This window comes from Pseudomonas sp. UBT (assembly GCF_050915955.1).
Classification (GTDB): domain Bacteria; phylum Pseudomonadota; class Gammaproteobacteria; order Pseudomonadales; family Pseudomonadaceae; genus Aquipseudomonas; species Aquipseudomonas antarctica_A.
Window position 1 is genome coordinate 359,324 of sequence record NZ_CP168081.1, and the last position, 14,474, is coordinate 373,797.

The following is a 14,474-nucleotide window of genomic DNA, read 5'->3' on the forward strand; positions in this document are numbered from 1 at the left end:
CGACCATGTCAAACCTCCCAACAGAACCCACCACGCTCCACGATCCGTACCTATGGCTTGAAGAGGTCGACAGTGCCAGGGCGCTGGATTGGGTGCGGGCGCAGAACCTGAAAACCGATACGCGCCTCGCGCAATCGGACGCCTTCAAGGCGCTGCAGGCCGACCTGCTGGCGGTGCTGGATAGCGACAGCAATATCCCATTCGTGGAAAAAATCGGCGCGCACTATTACAACTTCTGGATTGACGCCGCGCACCCACGCGGCCTTTGGCGTCGCACCACGCTGGAGGAGTACCGCAAGGCCCAACCCGCCTGGGAAACCGTGCTGGATATCGATGCCTTGAACACCCTTGAGGGCGAGAACTGGGTATGGCATGGCGCCAACTGTCTGCGACCGGGCCATTCGCAACCGGGCTATCAGCGCTGCCTGATCGAACTGTCCCGTGGCGGGGCGGATGCCAGCGTGACGCGCGAATTTGATCTGGTCTGCAAAGCCTGGGTCGAAGACGGCTTCCAACTGCCCGAGTCCAAGGGTGGAATGGACTGGATCGACCAGGACAGCGTGTACGTGTTCACCGATTTCGGTGCGGCGAGCATGACGCGCTCGGGCTACCCGCGCATCGTCAAACTATGGCAGCGCGGAACGCCGCTGAGCGCGGCCAGTGTTGTGTACGAAGGCCAGCACGACGATATGTATATCGCGGCGATGCACGACAGTACGCCGGGCTACGAACGTGATTTCGTCAGCCGTACGCTGGCGTTCTACAACGATGAACTGTACCTGCGGGCCGGCGACGGCAAACTGAGCAAAATCGATGCACCTAACTCGGCCGAAAAATCGCTGCACAAAGACTGGCTGCTGCTGAAACTACGTGACGACTGGCCAGTGGGTGACGGCTACGTGGCCGGCTCGTTGTTGGCAATCAAGTTTGAACATTTCATGGCCGGTGCGCGCGATTTCGACGTGTTGTTCGTGCCGTCTGACAGCACCTCGCTGGCGGACATGGACTGGACGCGCAACCACTTGGTGCTGAACGTGCTGGATGACGTCAGGAACCGTCTCAGCGTGTTGACGCCTGGCGCCGAAGGATGGATGCGCAGTGCATTTATCGGTGCGCCGCCGATGGCGACTGTGGACGTGAGAGCGGTCGACAGCGATGACAGCGACGCGGTTTGGCTGATCACGCGGGACTACCTCACGCCGGTCACGCTTTCACTGGCTCAAATCGGCGCTCAACCGCACGTGCTGAAAGCCATGCCGGCGTTCTTCGATTCGAGTCGCCACGTGGTGCAACAGCATTTTGCAGTGTCCAGGGATGGCACTCGTGTGCCGTATTTCCTGGTGCATGAGCAAGGGTTGCAGTACGACGGCAGTGCGCCAACCTTGCTCTATGGCTACGGCGGTTTCGAGTATTCGCTGTGCCCGGAGTACTCCGGCGGGCTGGGCCGCGCCTGGCTTGCCAAAGGCGGGGTGTATGCCGTCGCCAACATTCGCGGCGGTGGCGAATACGGTCCGCGCTGGCATCAGGCCGCACTCAAGCACAATCGCGCGCGTGCCTACGAAGATTTTGCTGCGGTCGCGCAAGACCTGATCAGCCGAAAAATCACCGCGCCCCGGCATTTGGGCGTGCAAGGTGGCAGCAATGGCGGCCTGTTGGTCGGCAATATGCTGACCCAGTACCCTGAACTGTTAGGCGCCGTTGTCGTGCAGGTGCCGTTGCTCGATATGCAGCGCTATCACCACTTACTGGCCGGAGCCTCGTGGATGGAGGAGTACGGCAACCCGGACGTGCCCGAAGAGTGGGCCTACATCCAGACTTTTTCGCCTTACCACCTGTTCGATCCGGCGCAGACTTACCCGCCGGTGCTGTTCACCACCTCCACCCGTGATGACCGCGTACACCCGGCCCACGCCCGCAAGCTGGCGGCCAGGATGATCGAGGCCAACCAGGACGTGACCTATTACGAGAACATCGAAGGGGGCCATGGTGGTGCGGCGGATAACGCGCAGAGTGCGTACATGAAAGCGTTGGTTTACAGCTTTTTGTGGGAGCGGTTGAGCGTCGGCGGGGATTGACCGACGCCGTCGGGTCAGAGGCTGTCCGGGTCACCAAAAAACATCTGAATCCGCGACCGCAGCCACCGCTCTCCCGGGTCGTTATCCTGCGACCCGCGCCAGGCCATATGCAGTTCAAAGCTACGCACCGGCAACGGCGGGTCTTCGGCCCGAAGGCCGCCCGCCGCTGTCAGGGCCTCGGCTGCATAGTCCGGCACGGTGGCCAGAATGTCGGTGCCCGCCAGCAAGGTGCCCAGCCCATTGAACTGCGGCACAGCCAGTACCACGTGGCGTTTGCGATTGAGCTTTTCCAACTCTTCGTCAATAAACCCGCTCAGGTCGCCCGCGAAGGACACCAGGGCGTGGGGGCGCGCGCAGAAGTCGTCCAGGCTCAGCGAGCCGGGCACGCTGTCGGCACGCAGCAGTTTTGGCAGGCTGCGACGCAGCACTTTGCGCTTGGCGTTGGCCGGCAGGTCGGCGGTGTAGCTGACGCCGATGGAGATCTCACCGGAGGCCAGGAGGCCCGGCATCAGGATGTAGTTGACGCGGCGCACCACCAGCACGATGCCGGGGGCTTCGGCACGCAGGCGTTTGAGCAATTGGGGAAGCAGGGCGAATTCGACGTCGTCGGACAGGCCGATACGGAACACGGCGGTGCTGGTGGCCGGGTCGAACTCGGCGGCACGGCTCACGGCGGTGGAAATCGAGTCCAGGGCCGGGGAGAGCAGGGCGAAGATTTCTACAGCGCGTGCCGACGGCTCCATGCTGCGCCCGGTGCGCACAAACAGCGGGTCATCAAACAGCCCGCGCAGACGCGACAAGGCCGCACTGATGGCCGGCTGGCCGAGGAACAGCTTCTCGGCGGCGCGGGTCACGCTGCGCTCATGCATCAAGGTTTCGAATACGATCAAGAGGTTAAGGTCGACACGACGCAGGTCGTTACGGTTCATCTTGTGTCCTGGAAGAGTCAGCAAACTTGACGTGAACGGCCATATTCAGAACCCTCAGGTTCCACTTAGACGCATGACCGGCATGAATCTTACGGGGAAAGGCTGGTACTCTGCACAAGATAATTGAGTTTTCCTACAGGAGTTGAGGTCTATTCCTCGGTTGCGGAATCAATGACAGGCATGTCGACTATTAACGCCGACCGATGGCCTTAGCTGGAAAGCCCAGATAGAGTTCATGGCATTAGAGGTTACTTTGACGAGGTTTGCGATGTCCCGCACGATCCGTTTTCACAAGTTTGGTCCGGCCGAGGTGCTCAAATGCGAAGAGCATGCAGCCGCACAGCCCGCACCGGGCGAAGTGCAGGTGCGTGTCGAAGCGATTGGCATCAGCTGGTATGACATTTTGTGGCGCCAGAACCTGGCGTCCTCGCATGCACGTTTGCCGTCCGGCCTTGGTCATGAAATGGCCGGTGTGGTCGTCGCCCTCGGTGAGGGCGTGGATGATTTGGCTGTGGGCGATAAAGTGGCCAGTTTTCCGGCCGAGAGCCCCAATGATTACCCGGTGTATGGCGAGCAGATCGTCTTGCCCCGTTCGGCCTTGACCCGCTACCCGGACGTCTTGAGCCCGATTCAAGCCAGCGTGCACTACACGCCGCTGCTGATTGCCTACTTTGCCTACATGGATCTGGCGCGGGTCAAGCCCGGTCAATTTGCCTTGGTGACCGACGCCAGCCACTGTGCCGGTCCCTCGTTCGTACAGCTGGGCAAGGCCTTGGGTGTGCGGGTGATTGCCGCGACCAAGGACAGCGCGGAGCGTGAGTACTTACTGTCCCTGGGGGCGGAAAAGGTCATCGTCACCGAGGAGCAGGACTTGCTCATGCAGATCAACAAGTACACCGATAACCGCGGCGTGGATGTGGTGTTCGATGGCTTGGGCGGTCCGCAGATGTCATTGCTGGGCGATGTCCTGGCGCCGCGTGGCAGCCTGGTGCTCTATGGCCTGCAAGGCGGCAACCAGACGCCATTCCCGGCGTGCGCAGCCTTCCAGAAGAACATTCAATTCTTCGTGCACTGTATCGGTAACTTCACCGGAAAGCCGGAACTGGGCATCATTCAGGACCATGTGGCGTTGCAACGTGCGTTGCGCGATATCAACCAACTGACGGCCGATCGGGTGTTGGTGCCACTGAAAACCACGGTGTTTGCGTTCAACCAGTTCGTGGAAGCGCACCGTTATATGGACGAATGTCCGTGCCGCGAGCGTGTTGCGTTGCAGGTTGAAGCTGTTTGAGATGTAGGAATATTCGCAAATAAGTCTTCAAAACCCCGGGCGCATGGGGCAAATGCGCCATTTGAAAGGGTTTAACCCGCGCGGTGGCTGAAACGCGCAGGTGCCTGTCAGTCCTGTAAACGATACCTTTCTCCCCGGCGCCGCCCTGAAATTCAGCGCGGCGTTCTTGTGTGTGCCTCTTCAACGTAATTCCTGATAACTGTCTGAACTGGTTTTCGGCCAGGTTCTGTATCTGTTATTCATTATTTCAGTCCTGATAATTGGTGCTTCACTTTCAACTCAAGGACTGAGTAATGAATGACAATCTGATACGGCGGCCGGTACTTCCCGCCATGACGCGTGATGCAGTGCTTATCCAGCTCCGAGGAAGCGGGGCCTTTCACGGCGGATATCAATCAATACGCAAACGAAGATCAAAGTTTAGAGGTTTTTATTTGTCGGATGGCTCTTTTAAACCATGGTTAAAGGGTTGTAGGAGTTTGTCTGAATATTCCTAGGAGCACTGCTGTAATGGGCTGGATGCTTGTTGCACAGGCTTTCGGCGCCGCGAGTGCTCTCGGACGTGCGAAGTACGCAGTCCATCGGTTTGTTGCAAGATGCTAGTGTTTTTTATCGCGAACACTGTGCCACGGGCAACGTCATTACACATGCAAGAGATCGGGCAACTACGCTCGGTAGTTGTTTGAAACTGATATTTCAACTCAGGTAGTAGAGCTATGAGCGCTATTCACGAACAGGCTATGAATTATGTTTACCAGCAAGTTCAACAACGCTTAGTCGGGTATTTCACACGTGCGGAGCGCACAGCACTTCAATTGTTGATTCAGCGTATCGTCGTGGCCGCAGGCGGAATGGAGCAAGTGGGGGATTACAAAGTGCTGGTGGCCCACGGCGGCGGCGAAGTCAGCAGCTACACCCTGGCACTGCTGCGTGCCGCACAACTGAGTATTGCCGGGCGATCGCCCAGGACGTTCCAGCTACGGGTCGCCACGCTGTGCCACGCGGGCATGACTCAAGACACCCTCGACGCGATTCATCGCGGTTACACCCGATTGTTTTTCCACGATGACCACCGCGTCGAGCTGCTGATGGTCGACAACGAACAGGTGCTGCCCTTCAATCACCAGCGTCCGGTATCCGGCCGTGCCTGTGAAACCCACCAGCGCAACATGTTGATGGTGGGGCATCTGACCTCCGGCGATATTCGCGCCACCCTGTGCAACGAGACCTACTTGGCCCTGGGTGATTTCTATCAGCGTGTCACGGCCTGGAAAGGCGGCGTGCATGCATTGGTCAGCGGCGATTCCACGCGTAAACAGAGCCAGCTCCTCGCCTGGCTGAAAAAGGCCGCCCAAGCCAGGGGTGTCAGCTCCCCGAAGGGCCAGCCTTCCTCGCTCAACGGGCTGTTCAAGCGCATGGATGAATGGAGCGGCGACTTCTACCGCGACCTGTACGGCGAGCACTACGTGCCAAAGGCCGACATCAGCTCGGGTGGGCACCGCAACTTGGCGTACATCGGAATGGCCGACCTGCTCGAGGGTATCGAGCGCGCTCGTGCACCGTTGCTCACCGAGTTCATGGGCTACACACCGGACCCGCTGGGCTTTCATTTCAGCCATCCAGCCTTTGCCAATCCGTTGTTGATGGCGCACCTGCGAGGCCTGCAGGCCGAATGCCTGCGCGAGTTGCGTTACGAGGAGGGCGTCGATGAGTTCCTGGTGCTCGCGCGTGAGTACCTACGGCGTCGGCATGTTCCCGAAGAGCTGGTGACCCGGGCCGTCAACCGCGAGGAGCGCGTCGTGTCGAGCACTTACGCCCAGCAGTTCTTCGGCCTGGATGAAAGCCAACTGACCTGCCTGTTGTTTTCACCCTTTATCCATCACGGTGAGCGACTGGAAGGTTACTTGCGTCAGTGCCACCCCGGAATGCTGGTGGCGTTGCCCGAACTGCACAAGATGCTGCAGGGCAAGCCCGCCGCCGAGATGCTGCAGCAATGGGTGGCCGACGCCAGTGGGCTGCCGCTGTCCTTGCTTCAACATCTGTACCGCAAGCGGCCGATGACGCTTGCCCCTGGTGGCATACGTAGCGGTCTGACGCAAAGGCCCATGGCCAGTGGCAGCATGGCCTGTCAGCTGTCCGGCCGATGACGCTGCGAGGGGCGCGGCAAGTAGACTTCGCTTATCAGGCGGTCTATCGCTACATGATCAACTTGATCAATGAGGTCAGTAGCGATGCTCGGGTGAAACTGCCGTCGTTGCGCCAGTTATCCCAGCGTCTGAATGTATCGATCTCCACCATTCAATACGCGTACTCGCTGTTGGAGAAAGAGGGCCGGGTGTATTCGGTGGCCAAGTCGGGCTATTACGCTTGGCCGCTGGCGGGTAGCCCTGACACATGGCCCAGTGGGGATTTACTCGAACGCCTCTATGTGGCGGCTCGCCGCCCAGGCATGGTGGTACTCAGCGGCGATGAACCTGCGTTGCTGGCGTCGCTGGACGGCACCATGCTGGGGCTGGAGCGCGAGCTGGTGCGCCAGTATCCGCGTCATTTGCAGCCGTGGTCCCAGCCATGTGGCGTTTGGGAACTGAGAGCGGCACTGGCGGCACGCTATACCACGTCGCCGACGCGTTGCTGGCATGCCGACGACGTGTATATCGGTGCTGACCTGCGAGGCGTGCTCGACATTCTCATTGAGGTGTTGGGCTTGCGGGGCTCCACGGTGATCGTCGAGTCGCCCTGCGACTGGCTGATCCTGCGCGTGCTGCAGGATGCCGGGGTGCGCATCCTCGAGTGGCCCTGGGGCGACGATGGCAGCCTGGACCTGGTGACGCTCGAAGGGATGCTGCGCAGTGAGCCGGTGCACCTGGTGTTGCTGTCATCGTCGGTCAGCCTGCCGTCGGCGGTTGCGATGCAGCCTCGCGACCGCCTGGGCGTGGCGAAACTGCTTGACCAGTACGATTGCTGGCTGCTCGAAAACGACACCTGCGGTGAGCTGGGCTTCAAGCCGCCCCAGGCGGCACTGCGCGACCTCGTCAACCCTGAACGATTGGTGGTGTTTTCCTCATTCGAGAAAATACTCGGGCCAGAGGCGCCTTTTGGTTATGCGCTGTCGCGGCACCTGAGCGGCGAATTGCAGCGCCAGTTCCTGTTGCGTTCGTTCCGGTTGTCCTCCATTCGCCAACGCGCGATTGCACGCTTGTATCAGAGTGGGCGAATCGACCAGCACCTGCACGACTTGCGCCGTTTGCTGCGTGAACAGGCGAGCGAAATGAGCCAGTACCTGGACCGGCATCTGGGTGATCAAGTGAGCTATCGGATGCCCGCAGGGGGTGGCGCGTTCTGGTTAAGCTCCACTCAAACAGTGGACATGCGCCAGGTATTCCAGCACTTGCTGGCGCGGCAGGTGGTGATTGCGCCCGGAGAACTGTTCAGCATCGGCGGCCTGCATCATCAGCACCTGCGTTTAAGCCATACTTTCCATGGCCAGCCCAACCTGGAGATTGCCCTGGCGACACTGGGCGAGGCGCTGCGACAGGCACAGATTGCCTAAGCGCATGAAATTTCTCTTGCCGCTGTAGGATCGATACCGTCGCGCAGTAGTCCAACTCTCAGTAAACTGTCATTTTTTCCGAATCCTTCTTTATCGAGGTTTATGCATGACAATCAGTCCTTTTGCGGGCAAGCCGGCCCCAGCTCAGTTGCTGGTGGATATCCCGCGACTGGTCACGGCCTATTACACCGGCCAGCCTGATGCAGCGATCTCCACACAGCGTGTGGCCTTTGGTACCTCCGGGCACCGCGGCAGCTCGTTTGAGCTGAGCTTCAACGAATGGCATGTGCTCGCCATCAGCCAGGCCATCTGCCTGTACCGTGAAGCCCAAGGTATCAATGGTCCTTTGTTCGTCGGCCTGGACACCCACGCGCTGTCGACACCTGCCGGTGCCAGCGCCCTGGAAGTCCTGGCGGCCAACGGTGTGCACGTCATGCTGGCCGAAGGCGATGAATACACACCGACCCCGGCCATTTCTCACGCCATCATTTGCTACAACCGTGGCCGTACCACTGGCCTGGCGGACGGCATCGTGATTACGCCGTCGCACAACCCGCCACAAAGCGGCGGCTACAAGTACAACCCACCCAACGGCGGCCCGGCCGATACCCACGTGACCAAGTGGATCGAAGCCAAGGCCAACGAGCTGCTGGCCAACAAACTGGCCGGGGTCAAACGCATCACCCACGCCCAGGCGCTCAAGGCGGATACCACGCACCGCCACGACTACCTCAACAGCTACGTGGCCGACCTGGTCAATGTGATCGACATGGACGCCATCCGCAGCGCCGATCTGCGCCTGGGTGTCGATCCGTTGGGTGGCGCAGGGGTGCGCTACTGGTCGGCAATTGCCGAGCACTACCGTTTGAACCTCGATGTGGTGAACACCGAAGTGGACGCCACGTTCCGCTTCATGAGCGTCGATTGGGACGGTCAGATCCGCATGGACCCGTCCTCCAGCTATGCCATGCAAGGCTTGATCGGCCTCAAAGAGCGCTTTGACGTGGCCTTCGCCTGCGACCCGGACCACGACCGCCATGGCATCGTCACTCCGTCCGGTGGCCTGCTGGCACCGAACAACTACCTGGCAGTGTCCATTGATTACCTGTTCCAGAACCGTCCTGACTGGCGTGCTGACGCGGCCGTGGGCAAGACCGTGGTCAGCAGCGGCTTGATTGATCGCGTCGCCACCCGTATCGGTCGTCGCCTGTACGAAGTGCCGGTCGGCTTCAAGTGGTTTGCCGATGGCCTGTTCGAAGGTTCGCTGGGCTTTGGCGGCGAAGAAAGCGCTGGCGCCTCGTTCCTGCGTAAAGACGGCACCGTGTGGAGCACCGACAAGGACGGCTTGATCCCGGCTTTGCTGGCGGCGGAGATGACCTCGCGCAAAGGCCAGGACCCAAGCCAGATCTACCGTGGCCTGACCGACGCCCTGGGCGAGCCGTTCGCGATTCGTGTGGATGCCAAGGCCACCCCGGCGCAGAAGGCCCTGTTGGGCAAACTGTCGCCGGAGCAGGTCACGTCCACGCAATTGGCCGGGGAGAGCATCCAACAAATCCTTAGCCATGCGCCGGGTAATAACCAGGCCATTGGCGGTTTGAAAGTGATGACCGAAAACGGCTGGTTCGCCGCGCGGCCATCGGGCACCGAGGACATCTACAAGATCTACGCCGAGAGCTTTATTGGCGAAGATCACCTCAAGCAGTTGGTGGAAGAAGCACAGGTGCTGGTAGACGGCGCCATCAGCCAGTAATTACGCCAAACCAAAAGTGGGAGGGGCTTGCTCCCTCCCACTTTTTTGCTTGGCGCAAAGCGTCACATCAGGCCAGGTCGACCAACACGATTTCGCTGTCTTCAATCGCCGTCACCCGCAACACCTGCTCATCCTCAACCGCCACACCGTCTCGAGCTTGCGCCCGTAAGCCATTGACCTCAATCACCCCCGTCGCTGGCACCAGATACGCCCGACGTCCGCTGTCCAGCCGATACTCGGCACTCTCACCCGCTTTCAGGTTGGCTGCCACCAGGCGTGCATCGGCACGAATGCGCAGGCTTTCACTGTCACCGGCTTTGCCGCTGGCCAATGTCACAAATCCCTCGCGATCACCCTTCGGGAAAGGTTTGGCACCCCAGGAGGGCGGCAAGCCGGCTTCATTCGGGATGATCCAGATCTGGAAAATCTTGGTCGGCGTGGCTTCCAGGTTGTATTCGCTGTGGGCAATCCCGGTGCCGGCGCTCATTACCTGCACGTCGCCAGCCTCGGTACGGCCCTTGTTGCCCAGGTTGTCGGCATGGCTGATGGCGCCTTCACGCACATAAGTGATGATTTCCATGTCGCGGTGCGGGTGCTGGGGGAAGCCGGTACCTGGCGCGATGATGTCATCGTTCCACACCCGCAGATTGCCCCAGTGCATGCGCTTGGGGTCGTGGTATTCGGCGAATGAAAAGTGATGATGAGCGTCGAGCCAGCCATGATGTGCGCCGCCCAGGGTATTGAAAGGTCGAAGTTCAAGCATGATCGTCTCCTGTTGATGGGCCCATCATCCTGCAGTGCAAGATCGATAAAAAGCGTAAAAAATGCCTGATTCCTATCAGTTGATTCGATTGGTTGCTGGCGTTTTGACTTTTACTTCGTCGCCTAACTGCATGACGTCAAAGCAATTGGCTGGAACTGAGCGCCGATTCCGGCGACCATGGCGCCTTCGCCAAAACCAACCTCATCGCTGGAGTCCGCGTGCCGCAACAAACGCCTGATCTGCCCCCCGAGCTGCGCCCGTTAAACGAAATGCCCTGGCTCAAACGCCTTGCCGCGCGTTTGTTTGGCCATGGCCTCACGCGCCTGCGCGCGCAGCATCGGTTTTCGTGGCTGCACGGTCAGGCCGATGGGTTCCGCAGCGGGCATGAGGCGGGTGTGGAGTATGGTTATCGCGAGGGCAAGGCCGACGGTATAGAGGAAGGTCGGCAGGTGTTGCTGATCCGCGACTTTCGCCCTGATGAGCACCGTGCACCGGGTGTGGATGACAGTTTGTTCGACGACTGGCGGCTGCCACTCACCGCCGAGGTGAAGAAACGCATGAAGGCTGACGTGGCGCGCTTGCTGCCGGCCCATGCACAGCCAAGTGCCGCGCAATGGAAGATGATTTTCAGCGACACACCCTCGACCTCAGTGATTGCGGGCGCGGGTGCTGGCAAGTCCACCTCGCTGGTGCTGCGCATACTGCTGCTGACCCATTACTTGGGCTTTGAGCTGAGCTCGATGACCGTGGTGACGTTCACCCGCGAGTCGCGCAAGGACTTCATCAACAAGCTCATGGAAATTCTCGGCCTGTGGGGCCAACCCCTTGGCTTCAAAGACGCTCAGGCGGTGGTGCGCACCTTTCACTCGCGCATTCTGCCGATGGTCCGCAGCCTGCCGGGGTTTGAACGGCTGCAAGCCTTCGAAAACCTCAGCAGCGGTGTCGAGGACGCCGACGGCAACCCGTTCGACCTGCGCATCAGCGATGCCCAGCGCCAACAGATGAATGCCTGTTATCACCGGCTGCATGGCCGCCATGAGCGCTTTCGCGAGCTGATTACCCCGTTGGCGCGTCACGGCCTGCAACTCAAGGAGCTGGAGCGCGATCACCCGGACGTACAGAAGCGGGTAGCCGTGACCGAACTGGCAGCCAAGCGCGATGAAGAACTCTGCGATGTGATCGAGGACCTGTGGTTTCGCGCTGGCGCCTGGCCGATCAAGGGCATTGAGCCCAGCCGCCAGACGTTCGAAATCAACGGCGCGCAGTTTCATTGCCACGGTTATATCCCGGAATTGGATGCCTGGGTCATGCTGGGTTTCGATTCGCGGGAAAATGCCCAGGTCAGTCGCCCAAACGCGAAACTATCGGTACGCGCGGAGTGGGCGGTAAAACGCACCCTGTTTCAAGCTTTCTGTCGTAAGCCTTTGATATGGATAGATAGTTACGAGTCATCAAAGCGTCTTTTAAGCAGCCTTGCCGGTGACGCCGCCGCCGGGCCCGGTTTTGATTACAAGGTCAAAGGTGAGCTGTCGTCGGCGCCGCTGTTGGACAGTTTTGTCATGGCGGCCGGGTTTATCGAGAACCTCGGGTTGGACGTACCGACGGCTGTTGGCCAAATGAGCTTCGCCAAGGACGACCCGGACCGGTTCTTCTTTGAAGCCCTGAGTATTTTCTGGAAGGCCCTGGAAGACCACCTGCTGGATCAATCCCCGCCGATCATGACCTACAACCGGATGTTCTCGCTGTTCGGCGAAAACACCCCGGAAAACCTCAAGTTGCTCAGCGACCCGCTGCTGCGGCCGATGTCGCACCTGATGATTGATGAGTTTCAGGATGTCTCACCGCAGATCGTCTCCTGGCTGCGGGCCAGCCTGCGCGAGATCCGTAGCCGAGGCCCGGCGATGCACGTGGGCCGTGGCGCACAACGCTCGTCCTTGTTGTGCGTGGGCGATGACTGGCAGTCGATTTATGGTTGGCGCGGTAGCTCGCCCAAGTATTTTATGGCGTTCAACAAGGAATTCCCGTCGCCGAGCACCACCCGCGTGATGCTCAGTGAGAATTACCGCAGCCATCAGCACATCATCGACGCCGCCGAGCATATCGTGCGTGCCGCACCGGCGATCCCCGGCAAGAAGGCCAAAGCCAGTGGCGAACCCAAGGCAACGGTGCCTGTTGCGGTGCTGGAGCGGGACGATGCTGCGTTGGGTCGCCGGTTGCTGGAGCACTATCAAAAAGGCGAATCAGTGTTAATGCTTTATCGAAAAAGTAGCGATAAGTTACTGATTCAAGAGCATATTCAGTCGGTAGTTAATGTGGATTCTAGTTTGCCGCCGCACGCGCGCCGCTTGAAGCAACTGACCTATCACAGCGCCAAAGGCCTGCAAGCGGATGCGGTATTCCTGCTTGGGGATTGCCAACACGTTACGAGTTCGCCCTACAAGAACCAGGTCTACCGCATGGCGGGCCTGGGCAATGAGGGTGACAGCGAGCCGTATGACGCTGCACAAAAAGACGAAGTGCTGCGTCTGGCCTATGTCGGGATTACCCGTGCGGTGAGCCATTGCTATTGGTATGTGGAGAAGCCGGAAGGCCAGGGCGTGAATGTGCCCCGGGCGTCAGAGCGAGTCGACGGCAGAAAAGCGTTTTTTGACGATCAGCGTAATCAGTAGATACACGCAATCCTCCTGTGGGAGCGGGCAAGCCGACTCCCACAGGCTGATCTCTTCTGTTTGATCGGTGGGTTCAAGCCCGCAAGGACAGCGGTGGCACGAAACTCTCCAGCTCATCCTCAACCGCCTCGATGATTCGCTCCACATCGGCGGCATTCATCACGGTCGCGCAGGGGATGCCGGCAATGGCAATCAATGTTTCGCCCGTGCCACGGTCGAACAGACGGGCGACCATACTGCCAGGGGCGTCCATGCTCCCCTCAAAGCCCACCGGATGAAAATGCCAGCGCATCAGCTGGCACGCGTTGGGGAACGTCACTTTGTTCATGTTGCCCACCTTGTTCATTGAGCGCTTCCTTTAGCTCGCGGCAGGGGGCCAGGACCGTCACTGGTCATGGCATCGACTCACTTCAAAATAGCATCCGTTCGCAAGTCGACGGTGAGTTTTTTGGCCCCGTTCGGCGGTTCTCTTCCGTTAGGTTGATGTAGGTCACGTCCTACTACAAACTAGGCAAAAGGCCACTAGCCAGAAGTTCCGTTTGGCCATTGAAGGGCCCGCTAAAATTGGGCAATCTCAGTCGTTTATCCGTCACCGAGCCTTACATGCCCAACATCGCCCCAGACGATGCTTGCCAAAACACTCACGCCACCGGCGAGCTGGTCTTGCGCCACCATTTGTGTTGGCGGCATCGAGACCTGGATGGCGTCATGTCCTACTACCACCCCGACATCCAGTACCACGACTTCTTCCAGAACCGCGTCGTCGGTTACGCCGAGTTGCGTGATTACCTGCAAGCCAGCATGCCCCGTGGCGCCGATGAGGCGATTGAGCACACCGACCGTATCCGCGCCGACGGCGACACTGCGTTTATTCAGTACCGCATTACTTTGCGCGGCGGGCAGGGCCTGGTGTCGTTTCGCACCAGCGAAGCCATCACCGTGCGCGATGGCCTGATCTGGCGTGTAAACGAGTATGCGTCCCTGGTCCACGAGCAGCCCACCCAGGCCATGCGCCCGACGGTCAGCCGCTTGGGCCTGTCCCCCCAGCAATTGGGGCATATGGCCAAAGACCTGCAGCAATACTTCGAACTCAAGCAACCCTACCTGGACCCGGAACTGGATTTGCAGCGGGTGGCCAAGGAAGTTGGCTACAGCCGCAATCAGATTTCTTACCTGCTGAACCAGGTGCTCGGGCAGAGCTTCTACCGCTACGTCAACCAGGCCCGGCTCCAGCATTTGCTGGCCGCGCTGGAGACCGCCGTGCCGCCGATAAAAGTCGATGACCTGGCATTCGCTGCCGGTTTCAACTCGCTGTCGGCGTTCTACAGTGCGTTTCGCCAGCACACTGGCCAATCGCCGAAGGCCTACGTCAAACAAATTTCCCTGCGTGCACGCGCGCAAGACAGCCAATAACACCGCGCTCTAGGATCCAGCCTATCGAAACGAG

Annotated in this window: 10 protein-coding genes; 7 read left to right on the forward strand and 3 right to left on the reverse strand. The window is 59.7% G+C overall.

What is annotated here, in order from left to right; all coding sequences use genetic code 11:
• Window positions 1-5 precede the first annotated feature (5 nt).
• The gene (locus ACDZ94_RS26085) at window positions 6-2,075 is read left to right on the forward strand and encodes a prolyl oligopeptidase family serine peptidase (RefSeq protein ID WP_432751641.1); all 2,070 of its coding nucleotides are present in this window, start codon (window positions 6-8) and stop codon (window positions 2,073-2,075) included.
• Between the two features lie 14 nt (window positions 2,076-2,089).
• On the opposite strand, the gene ACDZ94_RS26090 is transcribed toward ACDZ94_RS26085, so the two are convergent.
• Window positions 2,090-3,004 (reverse strand): LysR substrate-binding domain-containing protein, encoded by a 915-nt coding sequence (locus tag ACDZ94_RS26090; RefSeq protein WP_064452305.1) that lies wholly within the window; start codon window positions 3,002-3,004, stop codon window positions 2,090-2,092.
• Window positions 3,005-3,272: 268 nt separating this feature from the next.
• Here ACDZ94_RS26090 and ACDZ94_RS26095 point away from each other — a divergent pair, with 268 nt between their 5' ends.
• From ACDZ94_RS26095 to pgm, 4 genes are all read left to right on the forward strand, one after another.
• On the forward strand, window positions 3,273-4,295 hold the full coding sequence (locus tag ACDZ94_RS26095; protein WP_064452306.1) for a zinc-dependent alcohol dehydrogenase family protein: 1,023 nt from the start codon (window positions 3,273-3,275) through the stop codon (window positions 4,293-4,295).
• Between the two features lie 716 nt (window positions 4,296-5,011).
• Window positions 5,012-6,442, forward strand: coding sequence for a hypothetical protein (locus ACDZ94_RS26100; protein WP_432751642.1), 1,431 nt, complete (start codon window positions 5,012-5,014; stop codon window positions 6,440-6,442).
• Entirely contained in the window at window positions 6,439-7,845 is a 1,407-nt protein-coding gene (locus ACDZ94_RS26105) for a PLP-dependent aminotransferase family protein (protein WP_432751643.1), read from the forward strand. Before ACDZ94_RS26100 ends, ACDZ94_RS26105 begins: the two co-directional genes overlap by 4 nt.
• Window positions 7,846-7,951: 106 nt before the next feature.
• Window positions 7,952-9,595 carry a phosphoglucomutase (alpha-D-glucose-1,6-bisphosphate-dependent) gene (gene pgm, locus ACDZ94_RS26110; protein ID WP_432751644.1) on the forward strand — a complete coding sequence of 548 codons (1,644 nt, stop codon included), beginning with the start codon at window positions 7,952-7,954 and terminating at the stop codon, window positions 9,593-9,595.
• Window positions 9,596-9,662: 67 nt separating this feature from the next.
• Here pgm and ACDZ94_RS26115 read toward each other — a convergent pair whose 3' ends face one another.
• Window positions 9,663-10,358: a pirin family protein gene (locus ACDZ94_RS26115; RefSeq protein ID WP_064452310.1), complete on the reverse strand. Its 696-nt coding sequence runs from the start codon at window positions 10,356-10,358 to the stop codon at window positions 9,663-9,665.
• A 218-nt stretch (window positions 10,359-10,576) separates the two neighbouring features.
• Between ACDZ94_RS26115 and ACDZ94_RS26120 the strand changes: the two genes are divergently transcribed.
• Window positions 10,577-13,027, forward strand: a complete 2,451-nt coding sequence (locus ACDZ94_RS26120; protein ID WP_432751645.1) for a UvrD-helicase domain-containing protein — start codon at window positions 10,577-10,579, stop codon at window positions 13,025-13,027.
• A 73-nt stretch (window positions 13,028-13,100) separates the two neighbouring features.
• Here the strand turns inward: ACDZ94_RS26120 and ACDZ94_RS26125 are convergent, their stop codons facing one another.
• The gene (locus ACDZ94_RS26125) at window positions 13,101-13,373 is read right to left on the reverse strand and encodes a DUF1652 domain-containing protein (protein ID WP_064452312.1); all 273 of its coding nucleotides are present in this window, start codon (window positions 13,371-13,373) and stop codon (window positions 13,101-13,103) included.
• Window positions 13,374-13,630: 257 nt separating this feature from the next.
• On the opposite strand from ACDZ94_RS26125, the gene ACDZ94_RS26130 reads away from it, so the two are divergent.
• The gene (locus ACDZ94_RS26130) at window positions 13,631-14,440 is read left to right on the forward strand and encodes a helix-turn-helix transcriptional regulator (RefSeq protein ID WP_064452313.1); all 810 of its coding nucleotides are present in this window, start codon (window positions 13,631-13,633) and stop codon (window positions 14,438-14,440) included.
• The last annotated feature ends 34 nt before the right edge of the window (window positions 14,441-14,474 follow it).

Excerpts from the sequence above, each read along its gene's own strand:
- ACDZ94_RS26085 (WP_432751641.1), top strand. The coding sequence starts at position 6 with ATGTCAAACCTCCCAACAGAACCCACCACGCTCCACGATCCGTACCTA.
- ACDZ94_RS26090 (WP_064452305.1), bottom strand. The coding sequence starts at position 3,004 with ATGAACCGTAACGACCTGCGTCGTGTCGACCTTAACCTCTTGATCGTA.
- ACDZ94_RS26095 (WP_064452306.1), top strand. The coding sequence starts at position 3,273 with ATGTCCCGCACGATCCGTTTTCACAAGTTTGGTCCGGCCGAGGTGCTC.
- ACDZ94_RS26100 (WP_432751642.1), top strand. The coding sequence starts at position 5,012 with ATGAGCGCTATTCACGAACAGGCTATGAATTATGTTTACCAGCAAGTT.
- ACDZ94_RS26105 (WP_432751643.1), top strand. The coding sequence starts at position 6,439 with ATGACGCTGCGAGGGGCGCGGCAAGTAGACTTCGCTTATCAGGCGGTC.
- pgm (WP_432751644.1), top strand. The coding sequence starts at position 7,952 with ATGACAATCAGTCCTTTTGCGGGCAAGCCGGCCCCAGCTCAGTTGCTG.
- ACDZ94_RS26115 (WP_064452310.1), bottom strand. The coding sequence starts at position 10,358 with ATGCTTGAACTTCGACCTTTCAATACCCTGGGCGGCGCACATCATGGC.
- ACDZ94_RS26125 (WP_064452312.1), bottom strand. The coding sequence starts at position 13,373 with ATGAACAAGGTGGGCAACATGAACAAAGTGACGTTCCCCAACGCGTGC.
- ACDZ94_RS26130 (WP_064452313.1), top strand. The coding sequence starts at position 13,631 with ATGCCCAACATCGCCCCAGACGATGCTTGCCAAAACACTCACGCCACC.